Here is a 19509-nt window from a genome sequence, read left to right on the forward strand (position 1 = left end):
CGGTCCCCGTATCAGGTAGGACCGGGACGGAACTGCTACAGCTGTTCGGTTTCCGCGTAGTCCTGGTCGTCGTAGGCGGCCTCGGTGGACCAGGTGCCGGTGGCGACGTCGTAGCCCGCGACCTGCGAGGGGTCGAAGCTCGCCGGGCTGTCCTTGAGCGACAGGCCCAGCTGGTGCAGCTTGACCTTCACCTCGTCGATGGACTTCTGACCGAAGTTGCGGATGTCCAGCAGGTCGGACTCGGTGCGCGACACCAGCTCGCCGACGGTGTGCACGCCCTCGCGCTTGAGGCAGTTGTAGGACCGCACCGTCAGGTCCAGGTCGTCGATCGGCAGCGCGAACGACGCGATGTGGTCGGCCTCCGCCGGCGACGGCCCGATCTCGATGCCCTCGGCCTCGACGTTGAGTTCGCGTGCCAGACCGAACAATTCGACCAGGGTCTTGCCCGCGGACGCCAGCGCATCGCGGGGGTTGATCGAACTCTTGGTCTCGACATCGAGGATCAGCTTGTCGAAGTCGGTGCGCTGCTCGACACGGGTGGCGTCCACCTTGTAGGTGACCTTGAGCACCGGCGAGTAGATGGAATCGACTGGGATGCGGCCGATTTCGGCGCCTGAAGCCCGGTTCTGAACGGCCGGCACGTAGCCACGGCCCCGCTCGACGACCAGCTCGACCTCGAGCTTGCCCTTGTCGTTCAGCGTCGCGATGTGCAGGTCGGGGTTGTGCACCGTGACACCGGCGGGGGGCACGATATCGCCCGCGGTGACCTCGCCCGGACCCTGCTTGCGCAGGTACATCGTGACGGGCTCGTCCTCCTCGGAGGACACCACCAGGCTCTTGAGGTTCAGGATGATCGCGGTGACGTCTTCCTTGACGCCGGGCACGGTGGTGAACTCGTGCAGCACGCCGTCAATGCGGATGCTGGTGACGGCCGCACCCGGAATCGAGGACAGCAGCGTCCGGCGCAGCGAATTGCCCAGGGTGTAACCGAATCCGGGCTCCAGCGGCTCGATGACGAACTGGGAGCGGTTGTCGGTGAGGACTTCCTCCGACAGTGTGGGTCGCTGAGAGATCAGCATGGTGTTTCTTCTTCTCCTTCTCGGCACCCGCTATTTGATGCCGTTGGGTTTTCGGGCCGGCCGGCCCGAAAGTCACTTACTTCGAGTAGAACTCGACGATGAGCTGCTCGGTGAGTGGGACGTCGATCTGTGCCCGCTCGGGCAGCTGGTGGACGAGGATGCGCTGACGCTCCCCCACGACCTGCAGCCAGCTCGGGATCGGCCGGTCGCCCGCCGTCTCCCGCGCGATCTGGAACGGCACGGTGTTCAGCGAGGAGTCCCGCACGTCGATGATGTCATACTGCGACACCCGGTAGCTGGGGACGTTGACGTGCACGCCGTTGACGCTGAAGTGTCCGTGGCTGACCAGCTGGCGTGCCATCCGGCGGGTGCGCGCCAGTCCGGCGCGGTAGACGACGTTGTCGAGCCGGCTTTCCAGGATCCGCAGCAGCTCTTCACCCGTCTTGCCGGGCTGCCGCACGGCCTCTTCGTAGTAGCGGCGGAACTGCTTTTCCATCACGCCGTAGGTGAAGCGGGCCTTCTGCTTCTCCTGCAGCTGCAGCAGGTATTCGCTTTCCTTGATCCGCGCGCGGCCGTGCTGGCCGGGCGGGTAGGGGCGCTTCTCGAACGCCTGGTCGCCACCGACGAGGTCGGTGCGCAGCCGGCGCGACTTGCGGGTGACGGGTCCGGTGTAACGAGCCATGAGTATCTCCTAGACCCTTCTGCGCTTCGGGGGGCGAACGCCGTTGTGCGGCTGGGGGGTGACGTCGGAGATCGCGCCGACCTCCAGTCCGGCGGCCTGCAGCGACCGGATCGCGGTCTCCCGGCCCGAGCCCGGTCCCTTGACGAACACGTCGACCTTCTTGACGCCGTGCTCCTGCGCCTTGCGGGCCGCGTTCTCGGCGGCCAGCTGCGCGGCGAACGGCGTCGACTTCCGCGAGCCCTTGAACCCGACGTGACCCGACGACGCCCAGGCGATGACGTTGCCCTGCGGGTCGGTGATCGTCACGATCGTGTTGTTGAACGTGCTCTTGATGTGGGCGGCGCCGTGCGGGACGTTCTTCTTTTCCCGGCGACGGGTCTTCTGCCCCTTCTTGGGGGCGGACGCTGCCTTCTTGGCTGGTGGCATGGGGGGTTACCTGGCCTTCTTCTTGCCGGCGATGGTGCGCTTGGGCCCCTTGCGGGTGCGCGCGTTGGTCTTGGTCCGCTGGCCGCGCACCGGCAGGCCGCGGCGGTGCCGCAGGCCCTGGTAGCAGCCGATCTCGATCTTGCGGCGGATGTCGGCCTGGACCTCGCGGCGCAGGTCACCCTCCACCTTCAGGTTGGCTTCGATGTAGTCGCGCAGGTGGGTCAGCTGGTCGTCGGTGAGGTCCCTGGTGCGCAGGTTCTTGTCGATCCCCGTCGCTTCGAGAATCTCGTTCGAACGGGTCCGGCCGACGCCGAAGATGTACGTCAGCGCGATCTCCATCCGCTTGTCACGCGGCAGATCGACGCCTACTAGTCGAGCCATAGGTGGCGTTTCCTCTTTTTCTCGGCGGAGGTCTGATCCCAGCCCGTTCCCGATCTATCCGGGGCCCGGCCTCCGTCCGGGCGTGGATGAGCGACGTATTCGCTCAGTGGTGCTGGGAGGTCTGCATTCAGTTGTGTTGGTACCGCGGGGCGCCTGGCTCAGCCTTGGCGCTGCTTGTGGCGCGGATCGGAGCAGATCACCATGACCCGCCCGTGCCGACGGATCACCCTGCACTTGTCACAGATTGGCTTGACGCTCGGGTTCACCTTCACGGCTGTTCGATCCTGTTCTGTGTCGTTCGTAGGTTGTTCTGATCGGGCTTGTTACTTGTACCGGTACACGATGCGGCCCCGGGACAGGTCGTAGGGAGATAACTCCACCACCACCCGGTCCTCGGGCAGGATGCGGATGTAGTGCTGCCGCATCTTGCCACTGATGTGGGCAAGCACCTTGTGACCGTTCTCCAGCTCAATGCGGAACATCGCATTGGGCAGCGGCTCGACCACGCGGCCTTCGACCTCGATGGCGCCGTCTTTCTTGGCCATAACTAGTTAAGAATCCTCATCGTTTAGTCTCGTTCGCGTCTGCGCCCAGATCGGCGCGACATGGCGCACCGACTTGCAACGTGAGCCGGTGACAGGAAATTCCTAGGACTGGACACACAAAAAGTCGGCGCGGATGCCGCACCGTCGTTCCACGATACCTGGTCATCGGCGTCCACCAAAATCGCTGTCGGCGGAAGGCGGGCCGCCCGCTCGACCTCCCACACGCCCGCTGACGAGCGCATACTTAACGCCGATGACCAACCCCTCAAGCCAGCGCAAGCCCGTCATGCTCACCGTCGACGACGACCCCTCGGTTTCCCGGGCGGTCGCGCGCGACCTGCGTCGTCATTACGGCGAGGAGCACCGGATCGTGCGCGCGGAGTCGGGCCCCGACGCGCTGGGCACCCTCAAGGAGCTGAAACTGCGCGGCGAGACGGTCGCGCTGCTCATCGCCGACTACCGGATGCCGCAGATGAGCGGCATCGAGTTCCTCGAGCAGGCGATGGACCTGTATCCGGCGGCGCGCCGGGTGCTGCTGACCGCCTACGCCGACACGCACGCCGCCATCGACGCGATCAACGTCGTCGACCTGGACCACTACCTGCTCAAGCCGTGGGACCCGCCCGAGGAGAAGTTCTACCCCGTCATCGACGGGTTGCTGGACGCCTGGCGGGCCGCCCCCGAGCACCCCGTCCCGCACACCAAGGTGATCGGCCACCGCTGGTCGGCGCGGTCCTGGCAGGTGCGCGACTTCCTGGCCCGCAACGGCCTCTACTACACCTGGTTCATGGCCGACGAGCCCGCCGGCGAGCGGCTGCTCAACGCGGCGGGCGAGGACGGACTGCGGCTGCCGGTGGTGGTCACCCAGCGCGGCGACACCCTCGTCGAACCCACGGACGCGCAGCTGGCCGAGACCCTGGGCCTGACCACCACGCCGTCGCAGGAGTTCTACGACCTGATCGTGGTCGGCGGCGGGCCCGCGGGCCTGGCCGCCGCGGTGTACGGCGCCTCCGAGGGCCTGCGCACGGTGCTCATCGAACACATCGCGACGGGCGGTCAGGCCGGGCAGAGCTCGCGCATCGAGAACTACCTGGGCTTCCCGGACGGGGTTTCGGGCGGCCAGCTGGCCGACCGCGCCCGCCGCCAGGCCGAGAAGTTCGGCGCCGAATTGATCACCGCCCGCAAGGCGACCGCCCTCGAGGTGAACGGGTCCAAGCGCACCGTGCGCTTCGCCGACGGCGGCTCGATCGACGCTCACGCGGTCATCCTGGCCACCGGCGTCGCCTACCGCCAGCTGGACGCCGAAGGGTGCGCCGAGCTGACCGGCTGCGGCATCTACTACGGGGCGGCGGTCTCCATCGCCGCGGAGTGCGAAGACGAAGAGGTCTACGTGATCGGCGGGGCCAACTCGGCCGGGCAGGCCGCCATGTACCTGTCGCGCACGGCCAAATCGGTCAACATCGTGGTGCGCGCCCCCTCCCTGGAGGCGTCGATGTCCTACTACCTGATCCAGCAGATCGAGGCCAACCCCAAGATCAACGTGCTGACCTGCACCGAGGTGCAGCGCGCCACCGGCGACGGCCACCTCGAGCAGCTGAGCCTGGTCAACAACCGGACCGGCGAGACCGAGGACGTCACCTGCGGCCGGATGTTCATCTTCATCGGGGCCGCCCCGCGCACCGACTGGCTGGACGGGGTGCTGGCCCGAGACGACCACGGTTTCATCCTGACCGGCCCCGACCTGCGCAACGTGTGCGGCTGGACGCTGGACCGCCCGCCGCATCAGCTCGAAACCAGCGTGCCGGGGGTCTTCGCCACCGGCGACGTCCGCTCGACGTCGGCCAAGCGGGTCGCGGCCGCCGTCGGCGAAGGGTCGATGGCCGTGATGCTGGTCCACCGCTACCTGGCCGAATCATGACCGGCGCCGAATCGATCAAGGTCCCCTGCGAGCCCGACGAGCTGCGCAGCCTGTTTCTGTTCGAGGCGCTCACCGACGAGCAGCTTGCGGTGCTGTGCGCGGCGGGCCACATCGAAACCTACGAACCGGGCCCGATCTGCGTCGAAGGCGAACCGGCGACCTGCTTCTACGTGCTGATCGAGGGCGAGCTGATGATGTCCAAGCTCTCCGGCGGCCAGGACATCGAGACCAACCGCACCTCGCAGCGCGGCGTGTACTGCGGGGCCTGGCGGGCGTTCACCGGCGGAAAGCAGAAGAGCTACGACGCCTCGGTGCACGTGACCCGGCCGTCGCGGTTCTTCGTGATGGACGCCCCGGTGTTCGCCCAATTCATGCGCGACCAGTTCCCGATGGCCGTCCACCTGCTCGACGGCATCGCCGTCGGCACCGACCGGACCCGCCGCATCATCGACAACCGGGAGAAGCTGCTGGCGCTGGGCCGGCTGTCGGCCGGGCTGACCCACCAGCTCAACAACCCGGCCGCGGCGATCTCGCGGGCCGCGTCGGATCTGCGCGAACGGGTGGCCAGCATGCGGCACAAGCTGGCGATGCTCGCCGACGGCACCGTCTCCCCCGAGGCGCTCAGCGCCCTGGTCCGGCTGCAGGAGAGGGTCGCCGAGCAGGTCGCCAAGTCCGCCTCGCAGCATCTGAGTGCGCTGGAGACCGCCGACCGCGAGGACGCCGTCGGCGACTGGCTGGAAGCCCACGGCATCGACGGCGGCTGGGACATCGCGCCGACGTTCGTCGAGGGCGGCATCGACACCGATTGGCTGGAGCGGATTTCCGCGGTCAGCGAGGAGCTCGCGTCGACGTCGGCGGAGCAGGCGATCCGGTGGATCAACTACACCATCGAGAGCGAACTGCTGATGAACCAGATCCTCGAAGCGAGCAAACGGATTTCGGCCCTGGTCGCCGACGCCAAACAGTATTCGCAGCTGGATCGCGCGCCGTTCCAGGTGACCAACGTGCACGAGCTGCTGCGCAGCACGCTGGTGATGTTCGCCGACCGGCTGACCAAGGACGGCGGCAAAAACTCGCACGCCATCGCCGTGGTCAAGGACTTCGACCAGTCGCTTCCCGAAATCCCTTGCTATCCGGGTGATCTCAATCAAGTGTGGACCAACATCATCGACAACGCGATCGCCGCGATGCGCGATACCGGCGGCACGCTGACCATCCGCACCTGCCGGGAAGGCGAGCACATGGCCCGCGTCGAGATCTGCGACACCGGCCCGGGCATACCCGAGGACGTGCGCGAGCACATCTTCGAACCGTTCTTCACCACCAAGCCGTTCGGCGAGGGCACCGGCCTGGGCCTGGATCTGGCGTTCAACATCGTGGTCAAGAAGCATCGCGGGGACCTGCGAGTGGAATCGGCGCCCGGCGACACCCGATTCATCGTGCTGCTGCCACTGCAACCGCCCGCCGCCGACATCGCCCCCGACCTCGACGGCCCGGAAGAAAACGTCACGACCCCGGAATAGGACTGGAATAGGGCCGCACCGCGCCCGGTTGGGAAGACCATGACCGATGCAGCAAGCAAGCCCGATCTCGGCCGGTTCGGATCGTTCGGACGCGGCGTCACACCCCAGCAGGCCAAGGACATCGAGGCGCTGGGCTACGGGGCCGTCTGGGTCGGCGGGTCGCCTCCCGCCGAGCTGTCCTGGGTCGAACCCCTCCTGGAAGCCACGACGACGCTGCAGGTGGGCACCGGCATCGTCAACATCTGGACCGCGGCCGCGGGGCCCGTCGCCGAGTCCTTCCACCGCATCGACAAGGGGTACCCGGGCCGCTTCCTGCTGGGCATCGGCGTCGGCCATCCCGAGGCTCACACCGAGTACCGCAAGCCCTACGACGCCCTGGTCGACTACCTGAAGCAGCTCGACGACTACGGGGTGCCCGCCAACCGCCGGGTCGTCGCCGCGCTCGGGCCGCGCGTGCTGCGGCTGTCCGCGGAGCGCTCCGCCGGAGCACACCCCTACCTGACCACGCCGGAACACACCGCGCGGGCCCGCGAGATCATCGGCCCGTCGGCGTTCCTGGCCCCCGAGCACAAGGCGATCCTGACCACCGACGCCGAGAAGGCACGGGCGGTCGGCCGCAAGGCGCTCGACGTCTATTTCAATCTCGCCAACTACCGAAACAACTGGAAGCGGCTGGGTTTCGGCGAGGACGAGGTCACCCGGCCGGGCAGCGACCGGCTGGTGGACGCGGTGGTGGCCTATGGCACCGTGGACCAGATCGCGGCGCGGCTCACCGAGCACCTCGAGGCCGGCGCCGATCACGTCCCGGTGCAGGTCCTGACCAAGGATGAAAACCTGGTCTCGGCGCTGGCCGAACTGGCGGGGCCACTGGGACTGAATCCGTCCTGACGACCGGCAGGGGGAGCTGGATGACCGAGGGAGTTTCGCTCAAGCCCGACCTGGGCCAGTTCGGCGTGTGGCTGCCGACGCGATCCATCCAACCCGAGTTGGCGGCGGGGATCGAATCGCTGGGCTACGGCGCCGCCTGGATCGGCGGCTCGCCGGACGCCGAGTTGTCCTGGGTCGAACCGGCCCTGGCGCGCACCACGTCGCTGCAGCTGGCCACCGGAATCGTCAACATCTGGTCGGCGCCCGCCGCGGCCGTCGCCGAGTCGTTCCGCCGCATCGAAACTCACCACCCGGGAAGGTTTTTGCTCGGCGTCGGGGTCGGCCACCCCGAGCACACCGGAGAGTACGTCAAACCGTACGACGCCCTGGTCTCCTACCTCGACGAACTCGACGCGGCGCTGGTGCCGACCAGCCGCCGGGTGGTTGCCGCGCTCGGGCCGCGGGTGCTGCGGCTCGCCGCGCGACGCAGCGCCGGCGCACATCCCTACCTGACCACCCCGGAACACACGGCCAAGGCGCGCGAGTTGCTCGGCGGGGCAGTGTATTTGGCGCCCGAGCACAAGGTGGTGCTGAGCACGGACGCCGAACAGGCCCGCGAGATCGGCCGCCAGACCGTCGAGCATTATCTGGGCCTGAGCAACTACGTGAACAATTGGCTGCGGCTGGGGTTCACCGAAGCCGACGTGCGCACGCCCGGCAGCGACCGGCTGATCGACGCGGTGGTCGCCCACGGCACCCCGGAGGCGATCGCGGGCCGGCTGCGCGAGCACCTGGACGCCGGGGCCGACCACGTGGCCATCCAGGTGCTGGGCGGCTATTCCGAAGAAACCCTGCTACCTGCGCTGACCGAATTGGCCGGCGCTCTGGGGCTAACTGCCGCAAACTGACCCATCGGCTCGGTTAGGGTTTGGGGCATGCGGTTACTGGTCACCGGCGGCGCTGGTTTCATCGGCGCCAATTTCGTGCACAGCACCGTTCGCGAGCACCCCGAGGACTCGGTGACCGTGCTCGACGCCCTGACCTATGCGGGCCGGCGCGAGTCACTGGCCGGCGTCGAGGACGCCATCGAGCTGGTGGTCGGCGACATCACCGATGCCGAACTGGTGTCGCGGCTGGTCGCCGAATCCGACGCCGTGGTGCACTTCGCCGCGGAGAGCCACGTCGACAATGCGCTGGAGGGCCCCGAGCCGTTCCTGCACACCAACGTGGTCGGCACCTTCACCATCCTCGAAGCGGTGCGGCGTTACGGTGTGCGGCTGCACCACATCTCGACCGACGAGGTCTACGGCGACCTGGAGCTCGACGACCCCCAGCGGTTCACCGAGGCGACGCCGTACAACCCGTCCAGCCCCTATTCGGCGACCAAGGCCGCCGCCGACATGCTGGTGCGGGCCTGGGTGCGCTCATACGGGGTGCGCGCGACGATCTCGAACTGCTCCAACAACTACGGGCCGTATCAGCACGTCGAGAAGTTCATCCCGCGGCAGATCACCAACGTGCTCACCGGGCGGCGGCCCAAGCTCTACGGCGCCGGCGCCAACGTCCGGGACTGGATCCACGTCGACGACCACAACAGCGCGGTGCGGCGCATCCTGGAGAAGGGCGAGATCGGCCGGACGTATTTGATCAGCTCCGAGGGCGAGCGCGACAACCTGACCGTGTTGCGGACGCTGCTGCAGATGATGGGCCGCGAACCCGACGACTTCGACCATGTCACCGATCGCGCCGGCCACGACCTGCGCTACGCGATCGACCCATCGACGCTGTACGACGAATTGTGTTGGGCGCCAAAGCATACCGACTTCGAGGAGGGGCTGCGTGAGACCATCGACTGGTACCGCGCGAACGAATCATGGTGGCGCCCGTTGAAGGACGCCTCCGAAGCCCGCTACGAAGAACGTGGGCAGTGACGTGGAAGTTCGCGAGCTGAAAGTTCCCGGCGCCTGGGAGATCACCCCCGCCGTTCATGGCGATTCGCGGGGCCATTTCTTCGAATGGCTGACCGACAAGGGATTCAGGTCCTTCGCCGGTCACCGGCTGGAGGTTCGGCAGGCCAATTGCTCGGTGTCATCGGCCGGCGTGCTGCGCGGCCTGCACTTCGCCCAGGTACCGCCGAGCCAGGCCAAGTACGTGACCTGCGTGCGCGGGGCGGTATTCGACGTCGTCGTCGACATCCGGGTGGGCTCACCGACATTCGGTCAGTGGGACTCGGTGCTGCTCGACGACACCGAGCACAGGACGATCTACCTCTCCGAGGGCCTCGGACACGGTTTCCTGGCGCTGCAAGACAATTCGACGGTGATGTACTTGTGCTCGGCGGAATACAACCCGCAACGCGAACACACCATTTGCGCAACCGATCCGGCGCTGGGGATCGATTGGCCTCTGGTGGACGGCGCGCCGCCCACCCTGTCCGACCGCGACGCGGCGGCCCCCAGCCTCGACGACGTACGCGCCTCCGGCCTGCTCCCCACCTGGGAGGAGACGAACGCGTTCGTCGAGGGTTTGCGGGCAAAGCCCGCGAATTGACGCGGGTGATCGGCGTCGCCCATTCGAGCGATGTGCGTTATCCCGCACCATTGTTGACGCGCGCGGCGCGCAAAATCATTTTCACCGCCTGAGCTGCCTATTAGACGCATATCTATTAACGTTCCCCATTGCGGGGGCCGAATTGGACCAGTACCGTAAACCGGCCCAATTCAGTATTCGGTGGCGCTAGGATTGCGCCGATGAAACTCGGGCAGGTGTTCGATCCGCGAAGCAATGCGCTCAACGCATGGCGGTTAGCGCTCGCGGGCGAGGTCATCTTCTGGCACACCTACCCGGTCCGGGGTCATCTGCCTTCGGTGCGGGCGGTTCTTCAGCTGCTGCTCTGCGTCGGCGTCGACGGATTCTTCGCGATCTCGGGCTTTCTCATCACCGCGAGTTGGATCAGCAACCCGCGGCTGCGCGCGTACCTGGCCGCGCGGGCGCTTCGCATCCTGCCCGGCTTCTACGTCTGCATGATCGTGACGGCGTTCGTCTTCGCCCCGCTGAGCGTGGCGATCCAGGGCGGCTCCGCGGCCAGGCTGCTGTTCTCGTTCGCCCCGTTCGAATATGTCCTCAAGAACATCGCGGTGATGTGGCTCAAGCCCGACGTCGGCGGCACCCCGCACGACATTCCCAACGCGGGCATCTGGAACGCGTCGCTGTGGTCGTTGTTCTGGGAAGTGATGTGCTATCTCGTCGTCGCGATCATCGGCATCGCCGGACTCGCCAACCGCCGGTGGGTTTCGTTGACGATTTTGGTGATGGCGGCAATCGGCGCGTCACTCATGCCGCCCGTCCGGTTCCCCGACGTGTTCCATCACCCCGAGGGCAACATAGCGACCACTCTCATCTTCATGGCGTGCCGCGCCGCCATCATGTTTGCGGCTGGAGCGTTCTTGTATCAATGGCGGGACGTGATTCCCGCTCGCTGGTCGCTGGTCGCGGTGAGCGTGGTCATCGTGCTGGCGGCCGGCCAACTGCCGGACTACCGGGTGGTCGCCGCCATCCCGCTCGCCTATGCGGTCGTCGTCTCGGGCTCCCTGCTGCAAAGCAGGCGGTTGAGATTGCGCACTGACCTGTCCTACGGCATGTACATCTACGCCTTCCCGATCCAGCAGTTGCTGATCGTCCTTGGGTTCATCAGCCTCACCCCCATCGTGTTCTGCCTCACCGTCGCGGTAGCGACCCTGCCGCTGGCCGCGGCAAGCTGGTTCCTCATTGAGAAACCGGCCAGGTCCCTGAAGTCGCGTTTCAAAGGGAAACCTTTTGCCTCTCGGTCGCAAGCGCCGGTCGCATTGCCACCAGAGGTCTCGGGTGCTGCTTAGCACCGGTCACGGCGTGTATCGACGTTAGGTCACCGGTCCACCGGCACGTCGTTTTGGTCGTTGTCGCCCGACCGAGCCCGCCTATGTCGCCCGACCGATACGATGGCGCCCGAGGGAGCGCGGCGTACACGTGGACGGAGGCCGATGAAACTCGGGCAGGTATTCGATCCGCGCAAAAATGCGCTGAACGCACTGAGGTTGGCGCTGGCGGCTGAGGTGATGCTGTTCCATTCCTGGCCGATTACGGGCCATACGCTACCGAAGACTTTCCTCCAGCTCCTATTCTCGGTTGGAGTAGACGGGTTTTTTGCTATCTCAGGCTTCCTCATCACTCGGAGTTGGCTCACCGACCCGCGCCTGCGCGACTACCTCGCAGCCCGCGCCCTTCGTATCCTGCCCGGCTTCTACGTCTGCTTGATCGTGACCGCGTTCGGCTTCGCCCCGCTCAGCGTGGCGATCCAGGGTGGTTCGGTGGCCAACTTGCTTCGATCCACCGCGCCCCTTGAATACGTATTGAAAAACAGCGCGGTCGCCTATCTGCAGCCCAATGTCGGCGCAACACTGAACGGTGTACAGGGCGGAACTGCTTGGAATGGTTCGCTGTGGTCCTTGATCTGGGAGTTGCTGTGCTACTTCGCCGTTGCCGGACTGGGCGTGGCGGGACTAGCCAACCGCCGGTGGGTTTCTCCCGCGATCTTAATGCTGGCTACCGGTCTCGCGACTGTGTTACCCCCGCTGACTTTCCCCGGGTTATGGACCATCCCACAGTTGGCTGTGCGCTCGGCCATCATGTTTTCAGCCGGGGCGCTTATGTACCAGTGGCGTGACACGATTCCGGCCAATTGGTCGCTCGTGGCGGTCAGCGTCGCAATTGTGTTGGCGGCCAATCGGCTTCCCGATTACCGGGTCGTCGGCGCCCTGCCGCTGGCCTATGCCGTCATCGTATCTGGTGCCCTACTGCAGGGCCGTCGCTTGAGATTGCACACCGACCTGTCCTATGGCGTCTACATCTACGCCTTTCCAATCCAACGATTATTGGCCGTCTGCGGGCTCTCTCACCTCCAGCCAGTTCTGTTCTTCCTCGTTGCCGCGACGGCTACCCTGCCGCTGGCGGCCGCCAGCTGGTTCTTCATCGAAAAGCCCTCGATGTCCCTCAAACGGCGCCTACGCCGCAAGTGGTCCGCCCCCGTCACCTCCAGCTCCGAGGAGCCGCCCCCAGTCAGCAAAGCCGACGTCATTGGCGACCGGCCCGGTCCGGGTTTGAGCGAAACCGCCTAGCTCCCAATCGCGTTCAAACCCGCTGAAAACGCCAGCCGTCTCGACGGAGTGGCATAGACTGCCGCCGACAACTGGGGATAACGGGTGGAGGGCAATGAAGCTCGGGCAGGCATTCGACACGCGGAATAACGCACTCAACGCATGGCGGTTGGTGCTGGCAGTTTCCGTGATCATGGGGCACTCCTTCACGCTCACGGGCCGCCCGTCCCCGACGGGAATCGTCGGGCATCTTCTTGGCTCAGGAGGGGTTGACGGCTTCTTCGCGGTCTCCGGATTCCTCATCACCGCCAGCTGGCTGCGCCAACCCCAACTGCGGGAATACCTGACGGCGCGAGCTCTTCGCATTCTGCCCGGGTATTACGTGTGCCTTATCGTCACCGCCTTCATCATCGCTCCCATCGGTGTGGCGATTCAGGGTGGCGCAGCGCTGAAGCTCCTCTTCTCAGCCGCGCCCTTCCAGTACGTCTTGATGAACATCGCGGTGGCGACGCTCAAGGTCGATGTCGGCGGAACACCGACCGGGATCCCTTATCCGGGAACATGGAACAGTTCGCTGTGGACGCTCATGTTCGAGCTCGCCTGCTACTTCGTCGTTGCCGGCCTGGGTGTGGTCGGGTTCGCCAATCGCCGCTGGGTTTCGCCGGCAATCCTGGCGATGGCCGTGCTTAGCGCAGCCTTATTGCCACCCTTCAGCGTGCACGAACCATTCACGCTCCAATTTGCCGCCGCCAGCGCCCGCTTCGCCATCATGTTCGCTGCGGGAGCGCTCCTCTACCAGTGGCGAGACGTCATTCCGGCGCGGTGGTGGCTCGTCGGGGTGAGTGTCGCAGTCGTCCTGCTGGGCGGGACCCTACTGCCGGATTACCGCAGGCTCGGAGGCATACCGCTTGCGTACGCGATCATCGTCTCGGGCGCACTGATCCGAAACAAGCGCTTGAGGTTACGTACCGATCTCTCGTATGGGGTGTACATCTACGCGTTCCCGACTCAACAGTTGCTGGTGATCTGTGGGGTTGGCGTTCTGAATCCGAACGTGTTCTCGATAGTGGCCACACTGTGCACCCTTCCGCTGGCCGCGCTGAGCTGGTTCGTCATCGAAAAGCCTGCGATGTCTCTCAAACGCCGACTCAAAAAGAGGTGGTCCGGGCCCGCCGCGGCCGAATCGGACCCCAGGGTGGCAGAGACCGACACAGAACGTCCCGCTGCCACGGCCGATGCGACGGCCGACCGGCCGGCCCCGAACGGCACCGGCGCCGCCTAGCCGGGTTCGGCCCTCTGACAAAATAAAAAGGCTCAATCGTCCCCGCTCCAACAGCGGTAACATCCGCGAAGCGGGGGGTGCACGACGGGCGGTGGCCGATGACCCTCGGACAAGCTTTCAATGGGGGAAACAACGCGCTGAACGCGTGGCGGCTGGTGCTGGCTGCCGAGGTGATGCTGTGGCACTGCTGGCCCATCACCGGCCGGATGCCACCCGCGGCGACGCTGCAACTTCTGTTCTCGATAGGGGTGGACGGCTTCTTCGCGATCTCGGGGTTCCTCATCACCAGGAGTTGGCTCGACGACCCGCACGTGCGTGACTACCTGACCGCCCGCGCCCTTCGTATCCTGCCCGGCTACTACGCTTGCCTCATCGTGACGGCGTTCGCCTTCGCCCCCCTCACCGTGGCTATCCAGGGCGGCTCGGTCGGCGAGCTCGTGTGCTCCGGCGGGCCGCTCGAATACGTCCTGAAAAACAGCGCGGTGGCTTATGTCCATCTCGATGTCGGCGGAACACCAAGCGGGATACCACATTCCGGGCTCTGGAACGGTTCGCTGTGGTCGCTGGTCTGGGAAGTGATCTGCTATCTCGCCGTCGCCGGTATCGGTATGGCGGGCCTGGCCCATCACCGCTGGGTCTCTCCGGCAATACTCGTCGTGGCTACGGGTCTGGCAACGGCGATGCCGCCGATGACGTTCCCGGGGGTATGGACCATCCCCCAGATCGCCGTGCGTTCGGCGATCATGTTCGCCGCCGGAGCCGTCCTCTATCAATGGAGAGAGGTGATCCCCGCGCGGTGGCCGCTCGTCGGGGTGAGCGTCGTCATCGTGCTGGCGTCCAGCATGCTGCCCGATTACCGTACGGTCGCCGCCCTTCCGTTGGCCTACGCGATCATCGTGTCCGGAGCCTTGCTGAAGAGCAGCCGCTTGAGGCTACGCACGGATCTGTCCTACGGCGTCTACATCTACGCGTTCCCGACCCAGCAACTCTTGGCCGTGTGCGGCCTTGCGCGTCTTCAACCCGTTGCGTTCTTTCTCGTCGCCGCCGCGGCGACGCTACCCGTGGCCGCGGCAAGCTGGTTCCTCATCGAAAAGCCCTCGATGGCTCTCAAGCGCCGGCTCAAACGGAAGTGGTCTGACGCCGCGAAAGCCGAAGGCGGCCACCCCGCCACCACAACAGCAGGATGACCACTTCGGCGGCCACGCTGATCGCCGCATGAGGCGACGGATCCCAGCCCCGTTCGGAGAAGCCGAAAAGCCCCACGGTCCGCGACAGCGCGAAGGCGACCAGAGATCCGGCGGCCATCGCGGCACCGGCCCAGCGCAGCCACGCGGGACCGCCGGCCACGATCAGCAGAGCGATCGCCAATGACACACTGGCCTGCACCAGGAATCCCGTGCCGATGGCCGGAATGCGTTGGTAGCCATGGACATAGAGGTAGGCGTGGCTGACGGCGCTGAGGGCCAACGACGCGGCGAGCCCGAGCCGCACCAGGGCGCCGATCACCGCAACGCCCGCTCTTTCAGCGCCAGCGCGGACTCTCCCGTGGTGTAGCCGACCTCGCGGATACCCAATGCGTCGCGCAGCTTGCCGGCCGGCAGCGTCACCGGTTTGGGCGCGGGCCCGTCACCGGGTCTGGGCAGCGGGTACGCGGTGGCGGTGCCGCTGTGAAACGTCACATTGTCCTCCGTTTTGGAAAACAGCTGGTGGACATGGCCATTGAGGCACGTGACGGAGGAGAACCGGCGCAGGTAGCTCAGCGCCTGGGCGGCGTCGTCGGTGCCCCAGCCCCATTGGGGGTACATCGCGAACAAGGGGATGTGACTGAACACGATGATCGGGGTGTCGCTCGGCAGATGGGCGACGTCCTTCTTGACGAACTCCAGCTGATCCACCCCCAGATGGCCCAGCTTGCGCAGGTTCAACGTGTTGACGAGCGCGATCAGGTGCACACCGGCGATGTCGAAGCTGTACCAGCCGTCGCCAACCGCGGCCGCGCCGAAGGTGTTTCGGTACTTCTGTCCCGCGTCGTCGACGGAGTCGTGCTCGCCCGGCACGGTGAACACGTGGGGCGTCTTCAGACCGCTCATCATCTGCTTCGCCTGGTCGAACTGTTCGGGGCTGGAAAGGTGAGTGAGGTCGCCGGTGTGGATGACGAAATCCGGTGTGTAGCCGAGGCTGTTGACCTTGTCGATCGCGTCGCTGAACGTCGCCGCGACGTCCCTGTTGGGCGCACCGTTGAAGCCGAGGTGGCTGTCGCTGATTTGGGCGAACCGCAGGGCGGGCCGGACGTGCGCGCGCTGAGCCGCCGCTTCCCCGGCGACATGCGAGATGACCTCGCCCCCGGCCACGGTCAACCCGACCGCCGCCCCGAACCACGCCGTGTGCCGGAGGAGCTGGCGCCGGGTCATGGCATCGTCGCCCGGGCGGCCGGTCATCCCGTCACCACCACGGTGCCGCGCATCATCGGATGAATCGAGCAGACATAGTCGAAAGTCCCAGGGGCGGAGAAGGTGTGGGCGAAGGTCGCTCCGGTTCCCATGCCGGGTGAGTGAAATGAGCCGTCACTTGCGGCGACCGTATGGGGTTCCTCGTCGCGGTTGGTCCAGGTGACGGTGGTCCCGGCCGGCACCGTCAGGTTCGGCGGCGCGAAAGCGAAGCCGTCGATGGTGACCTGGTTGGCGCCGGCTGCGGGGGGCGGCGCGGTGATCGACACCCCGGCGGTGGGCGCGGGGGTGGTCGCCACGGAGCGCGGCCGGCCACAGCCGGGCGATGAGATCACGCTCGCGGCCAGCACGGCCGCCAAAAGCCTTCGACGCAGGGCGATATCCATGCCCACAGATAGGGCGGCGGGTTACACCGTTCAGGCGCGGCGCCCCGGAGCGAAGACCTCGATAGCACCGTCGACCTCACGAACCATCAATTCGGGCAACGGTTTTGGTGCGATCGGCAACTGGTGGGTGAGCACCTGCCCGCTGGGCGAGAACGACGTGGTGTGGCAGGGGCAGCGCAAGGTGTCTTCGGGCGCGTCGAACCACAGCTTGCACCCTTGATGGGTGCACACCCCCGATATCGCGTGCACGTTGCCGTCGATGCGCCGGACGAATCCGGTCACCGAACCCAGATCGAAAGCGCGCATGGCCCCGTCGGGCACGTCCGAGCTGGAGGCGACGCGCTGCCAGCTTCCCTCGTTGGGGGTGAGTTGCCCGGCGGCGTTATCCGGGGCACTCGGTCGCCGATGGCGACCGGAGATCACTGCGCGATCGAGGGAAACCGCGGCGACCGCGGCCGTCGCCGCGGCCGACGTGCCGACGATGACCTGGCGGCGCGTGCCGGTGCGCCCGGGCGGGGTTCGCGGCGGCGTGCCTGACATCTGCTCGCCGATGCGACGGTGCAGATCGGCGAGGAATTCCGGGCGCGGCGTGTCATCCCCGCTGCGGGCGGCCCGCAGCTCGATGGCGGTGCGCAGCTGCGCCGCCTCGAAGTCGTCGGGCGCGAACGGCCTGGGCCGGCGCCCCCGCAACAGATCGTCGACATAGCGTCGCAAGCCCCGCGCATTCATTGCTTGCCCCCATCGTTGACCTGCGCCGCCAGCCGCAGGGCGCGGTGCTGGAGCACTTTGGCATTGGGCACGCTGATTCCGAGTTCCGCGGCCGACTCCTTGATCGAATTGCCGCGCAGAAAGCGCGATTCCAGGATCAGGCGATACCGATCCGGCAGGGCGTCCAGGACGCGGGCCACCCGCTGCGGCGCGGTGCTGATCGCCTCCTCGCTGTCGGCCGGTTGCTCGATGTCCTCGATCGAGGTGATCTCCCGTCCCAGGGTCTGGCGCCAGTGTGCGGCCAGCACCGTCCTGGCCGTGGCCCGCAGGTAGGCGCGCACCTCGGCCACGCTCACGGTCAGGCGCAGCGGCCGCAGCGCGGCGAGGAACACCTCGGCGGTGAGGTCTTCGGCGTCGGTCCGGTTGCCGACGCGCGCGAACAGCGTGCGGTACACCCACCCCACGTTGTCGGAGTACACGGCCTCCCAGTCCGGGTAGCCGGGCTCATGCCCGGCGCCGGGTACCGCGCGCAGGGGTCGCGGCCCGACGGGATCGCTTCTTGCCGCCACATGCCTCCTTCACCCGATCAATATCGGCTCGGGTTACACGGGTCAGCGCGCGGCGAGCGCGGCCTCGGCGGCCATCAGCTCGTCGAGCTTGGTGGCGGTGGCGGAAAACACGGACTTGGCGATGCCCAGTATCCGGTCGCGGACCCGGGGCTTCGCCGACGCGGACGGCAGCAGGTGGCCGATCAGGTGACCGAACAGGTCCAGGCGCGCCGTCGACAACCACGACATCAAGTCCGGGTCGTCCAACCAGCGCAGCTGGTTGCTGTAATCGGCCCACGCCAGCCGTAGCCAGTCGATGTCGGTGTCCGGATGCGGCAGCGGCACGCAAAGCTCGTTTTTCAGCGAGTCGTCGCGGTACGCGGCCTCCACGTGGGCGATCAGCGCCGCGCTGAAGATCTGTTGGCAGCCGCGCACGCTCTGCAGGGTGATGCGGTTGGAATCGAATATCGGTGTGGCGGGCCGCTTTTCGGCGCCGTCGGCGGTGCAGTCGAGATAGAGCTCGCGGCCGCTGACCGCCACGGCGCCCCGGTCGAGGACCATCGTGTCGGCCTCGATGGCCCGCAGGTGCCCCATCCTCACGACGTCGGTAATCCGCCGCAGCTGCTCGAGTTCGAGGCGGGTGACGGTGGCGCAGCGGTACATGGCGGGACGGATCGCCGGGTCGATCCGCAGCAGCAGGCCGGCCTCTTCGAGGCGGTCGAACAGATCCCGCACCGACGCCGCGTCGTTGATGGCGCGCAGTTGCGCGGTGAAGCTGGCCTTGATCTTCTCGGCGAACAACGCGCCGGGCTGCATGGTCTCGCGGTCCAGCAGCCAGGAATCGCGCGGCATGATCCAGGTGAGCCGATCCGGGTCGACGCCCTGGCCCAGTAGCCACAGGCAGGTGTCGATGCCGGTCTTGCCCGCCCCGACGATGACGTAGCGCTCGTGGGCGCCGCGCCGCGGCAGGTCGCCGGGCGGGACGCAGTCGATGCCGGGCGCGACCCGATAAGGCGGCGGGCGCATCGCGGGGACCGTGACCCGCATGTAGGTGGCGTCGACGACGCGGCGCGCCACCCGGACGGTGTAGTCGGCGCCGGCGAGCGTGCGGAACCGGGCTTCACCACGGTGTTCGCCGAGGTATTCGCTCATCGGGAAGTAGCTGACCCGCCCGCTCGGCAGCAGCCGCCGGCGCATGATGTGGTCGTAGTAGGCGCAGATCTCGCCGGCGGTGGCCAGTTCGTAAAGCCCCCGGTTCCAACCGACTTGGTCGATGGCGTCGCCACCCAGCGGCAGCGAGTTGACGCCGTAGAACGCCGAGGGCTGGTGCAGCCGCACGAACGGGTAGGCCATGGTCCAGTGCCCACCGGGCGCGTGGTTGCGGTCCACCACCACGACGCGGGCCTGCGCCGCTGAGGCTTCGGCGACCTGCGCGTCGATGAACGCCATGGCCATGGCGCCCGCCCCGACCACCAGGTAGTCGGCCTCGATGGTGTGCATACCGCTGTCAGGCTAGCCCGCCACCCACCTTGCCAAGGCCCGAACCGGGTTACTAGGATATGCAAGTATCCGCTTAAGCGCGTCA

The 19509-nt window shown here is 66.7% G+C and carries 22 protein-coding genes; 10 read left to right on the forward strand and 12 right to left on the reverse strand.

Going from position 1 to position 19509, the window contains the following annotated elements:
* Positions 1–35 precede the first annotated feature (35 nt).
* From W7S_RS21325 to infA, 6 genes are all read right to left on the reverse strand, one after another.
* Complete coding sequence (locus W7S_RS21325; RefSeq protein ID WP_008260253.1) at positions 36–1079, reverse strand: DNA-directed RNA polymerase subunit alpha; 1044 nt, start codon at positions 1077–1079, stop codon at positions 36–38.
* A 76-nt stretch (positions 1080–1155) separates the two neighbouring features.
* Positions 1156–1761 carry a 30S ribosomal protein S4 gene (rpsD, locus tag W7S_RS21330; protein WP_009952905.1) on the reverse strand — a complete coding sequence of 202 codons (606 nt, stop codon included), beginning with the start codon at positions 1759–1761 and terminating at the stop codon, positions 1156–1158.
* Between the two features lie 9 nt (positions 1762–1770).
* Positions 1771–2187, reverse strand: coding sequence for a 30S ribosomal protein S11 (gene rpsK, locus W7S_RS21335; RefSeq protein WP_008260256.1), 417 nt, complete (start codon positions 2185–2187; stop codon positions 1771–1773).
* A gap of 6 nt (positions 2188–2193) precedes the next feature.
* Positions 2194–2568 (reverse strand): 30S ribosomal protein S13, encoded by a 375-nt coding sequence (gene rpsM / locus W7S_RS21340; protein WP_008260257.1) that lies wholly within the window; start codon positions 2566–2568, stop codon positions 2194–2196.
* A 158-nt stretch (positions 2569–2726) separates the two neighbouring features.
* The gene (rpmJ, locus tag W7S_RS26475) at positions 2727–2840 is read right to left on the reverse strand and encodes a 50S ribosomal protein L36 (protein ID WP_003879483.1); all 114 of its coding nucleotides are present in this window, start codon (positions 2838–2840) and stop codon (positions 2727–2729) included.
* 51 nt (positions 2841–2891) lie between these two features.
* Entirely contained in the window at positions 2892–3113 is a 222-nt protein-coding gene (infA, locus tag W7S_RS21345; RefSeq protein ID WP_003418601.1) for a translation initiation factor IF-1, read from the reverse strand.
* Positions 3114–3366: 253 nt separating this feature from the next.
* Here infA and W7S_RS21350 point away from each other — a divergent pair, with 253 nt between their 5' ends.
* From W7S_RS21350 to W7S_RS21395, 10 genes are all read left to right on the forward strand, one after another.
* Positions 3367–5031, forward strand: coding sequence for an FAD-dependent oxidoreductase (locus tag W7S_RS21350; RefSeq protein ID WP_008260494.1), 1665 nt, complete (start codon positions 3367–3369; stop codon positions 5029–5031).
* Positions 5028–6554, forward strand: a complete 1527-nt coding sequence (locus W7S_RS21355; RefSeq protein ID WP_008260495.1) for an ATP-binding protein — start codon at positions 5028–5030, stop codon at positions 6552–6554. Before W7S_RS21350 ends, W7S_RS21355 begins: the two co-directional genes overlap by 4 nt.
* 39 nt (positions 6555–6593) lie before the next feature.
* Positions 6594–7442 (forward strand): LLM class F420-dependent oxidoreductase, encoded by an 849-nt coding sequence (locus W7S_RS21360; RefSeq protein ID WP_008260497.1) that lies wholly within the window; start codon positions 6594–6596, stop codon positions 7440–7442.
* 20 nt (positions 7443–7462) lie between these two features.
* Positions 7463–8329, forward strand: a complete 867-nt coding sequence (locus W7S_RS21365; RefSeq protein ID WP_008260498.1) for an LLM class F420-dependent oxidoreductase — start codon at positions 7463–7465, stop codon at positions 8327–8329.
* A gap of 27 nt (positions 8330–8356) precedes the next feature.
* Positions 8357–9352 (forward strand): dTDP-glucose 4,6-dehydratase, encoded by a 996-nt coding sequence (gene rfbB / locus W7S_RS21370; RefSeq protein ID WP_008260499.1) that lies wholly within the window; start codon positions 8357–8359, stop codon positions 9350–9352.
* Between the two features lies 1 nt (position 9353).
* Positions 9354–9971 (forward strand): dTDP-4-dehydrorhamnose 3,5-epimerase, encoded by a 618-nt coding sequence (rfbC, locus tag W7S_RS21375; protein ID WP_036429607.1) that lies wholly within the window; start codon positions 9354–9356, stop codon positions 9969–9971.
* A 200-nt stretch (positions 9972–10171) separates the two neighbouring features.
* Entirely contained in the window at positions 10172–11296 is a 1125-nt protein-coding gene (locus tag W7S_RS21380; RefSeq protein ID WP_014712339.1) for an acyltransferase, read from the forward strand.
* Between the two features lie 144 nt (positions 11297–11440).
* A complete protein-coding gene (locus tag W7S_RS21385; protein ID WP_008260502.1) occupies positions 11441–12574 on the forward strand; it encodes an acyltransferase in 1134 nt (377 codons plus the stop codon).
* 94 nt (positions 12575–12668) lie between these two features.
* Positions 12669–13835 (forward strand): acyltransferase, encoded by a 1167-nt coding sequence (locus tag W7S_RS21390; RefSeq protein ID WP_008260504.1) that lies wholly within the window; start codon positions 12669–12671, stop codon positions 13833–13835.
* Positions 13836–13933: 98 nt separating this feature from the next.
* Complete coding sequence (locus W7S_RS21395) at positions 13934–15022, forward strand: acyltransferase (RefSeq protein WP_008260506.1); 1089 nt, start codon at positions 13934–13936, stop codon at positions 15020–15022.
* Here W7S_RS21395 and W7S_RS21400 read toward each other — a convergent pair.
* Genes W7S_RS21400 through W7S_RS21425 form a run of 6 tightly spaced genes read right to left on the reverse strand, consistent with a single transcriptional unit; the run spans position 14955 to position 19424 of the window.
* Positions 14955–15341, reverse strand: a complete 387-nt coding sequence (locus W7S_RS21400) for a hypothetical protein (RefSeq protein WP_008260507.1) — start codon at positions 15339–15341, stop codon at positions 14955–14957. The two genes, W7S_RS21395 and W7S_RS21400, sit on opposite strands and share 68 nt — an antisense overlap.
* Positions 15338–16273: a metallophosphoesterase gene (locus W7S_RS21405; RefSeq protein ID WP_008260508.1), complete on the reverse strand. Its 936-nt coding sequence runs from the start codon at positions 16271–16273 to the stop codon at positions 15338–15340. Before W7S_RS21405 ends, W7S_RS21400 begins: the two co-directional genes overlap by 4 nt.
* A complete protein-coding gene (locus tag W7S_RS21410; protein ID WP_036429491.1) occupies positions 16270–16668 on the reverse strand; it encodes a cupredoxin family copper-binding protein in 399 nt (132 codons plus the stop codon). Before W7S_RS21410 ends, W7S_RS21405 begins: the two co-directional genes overlap by 4 nt.
* 30 nt (positions 16669–16698) lie before the next feature.
* Positions 16699–17397, reverse strand: coding sequence for a Rieske 2Fe-2S domain-containing protein (locus W7S_RS21415; protein ID WP_008260511.1), 699 nt, complete (start codon positions 17395–17397; stop codon positions 16699–16701).
* Entirely contained in the window at positions 17394–17945 is a 552-nt protein-coding gene (locus W7S_RS21420) for an RNA polymerase sigma factor (protein ID WP_008260512.1), read from the reverse strand. The genes W7S_RS21415 and W7S_RS21420 overlap by 4 nt, the downstream gene beginning before the upstream one ends.
* Before the next feature lie 42 nt (positions 17946–17987).
* Positions 17988–19424, reverse strand: coding sequence for a hypothetical protein (locus W7S_RS21425; protein WP_014712341.1), 1437 nt, complete (start codon positions 19422–19424; stop codon positions 17988–17990).
* Positions 19425–19509: the final 85 nt, after the last annotated feature.

The sequence above is a fragment of the Mycobacterium sp. MOTT36Y genome (assembly GCF_000262165.1).
Lineage (GTDB): Bacteria > Actinomycetota > Actinomycetes > Mycobacteriales > Mycobacteriaceae > Mycobacterium > Mycobacterium intracellulare.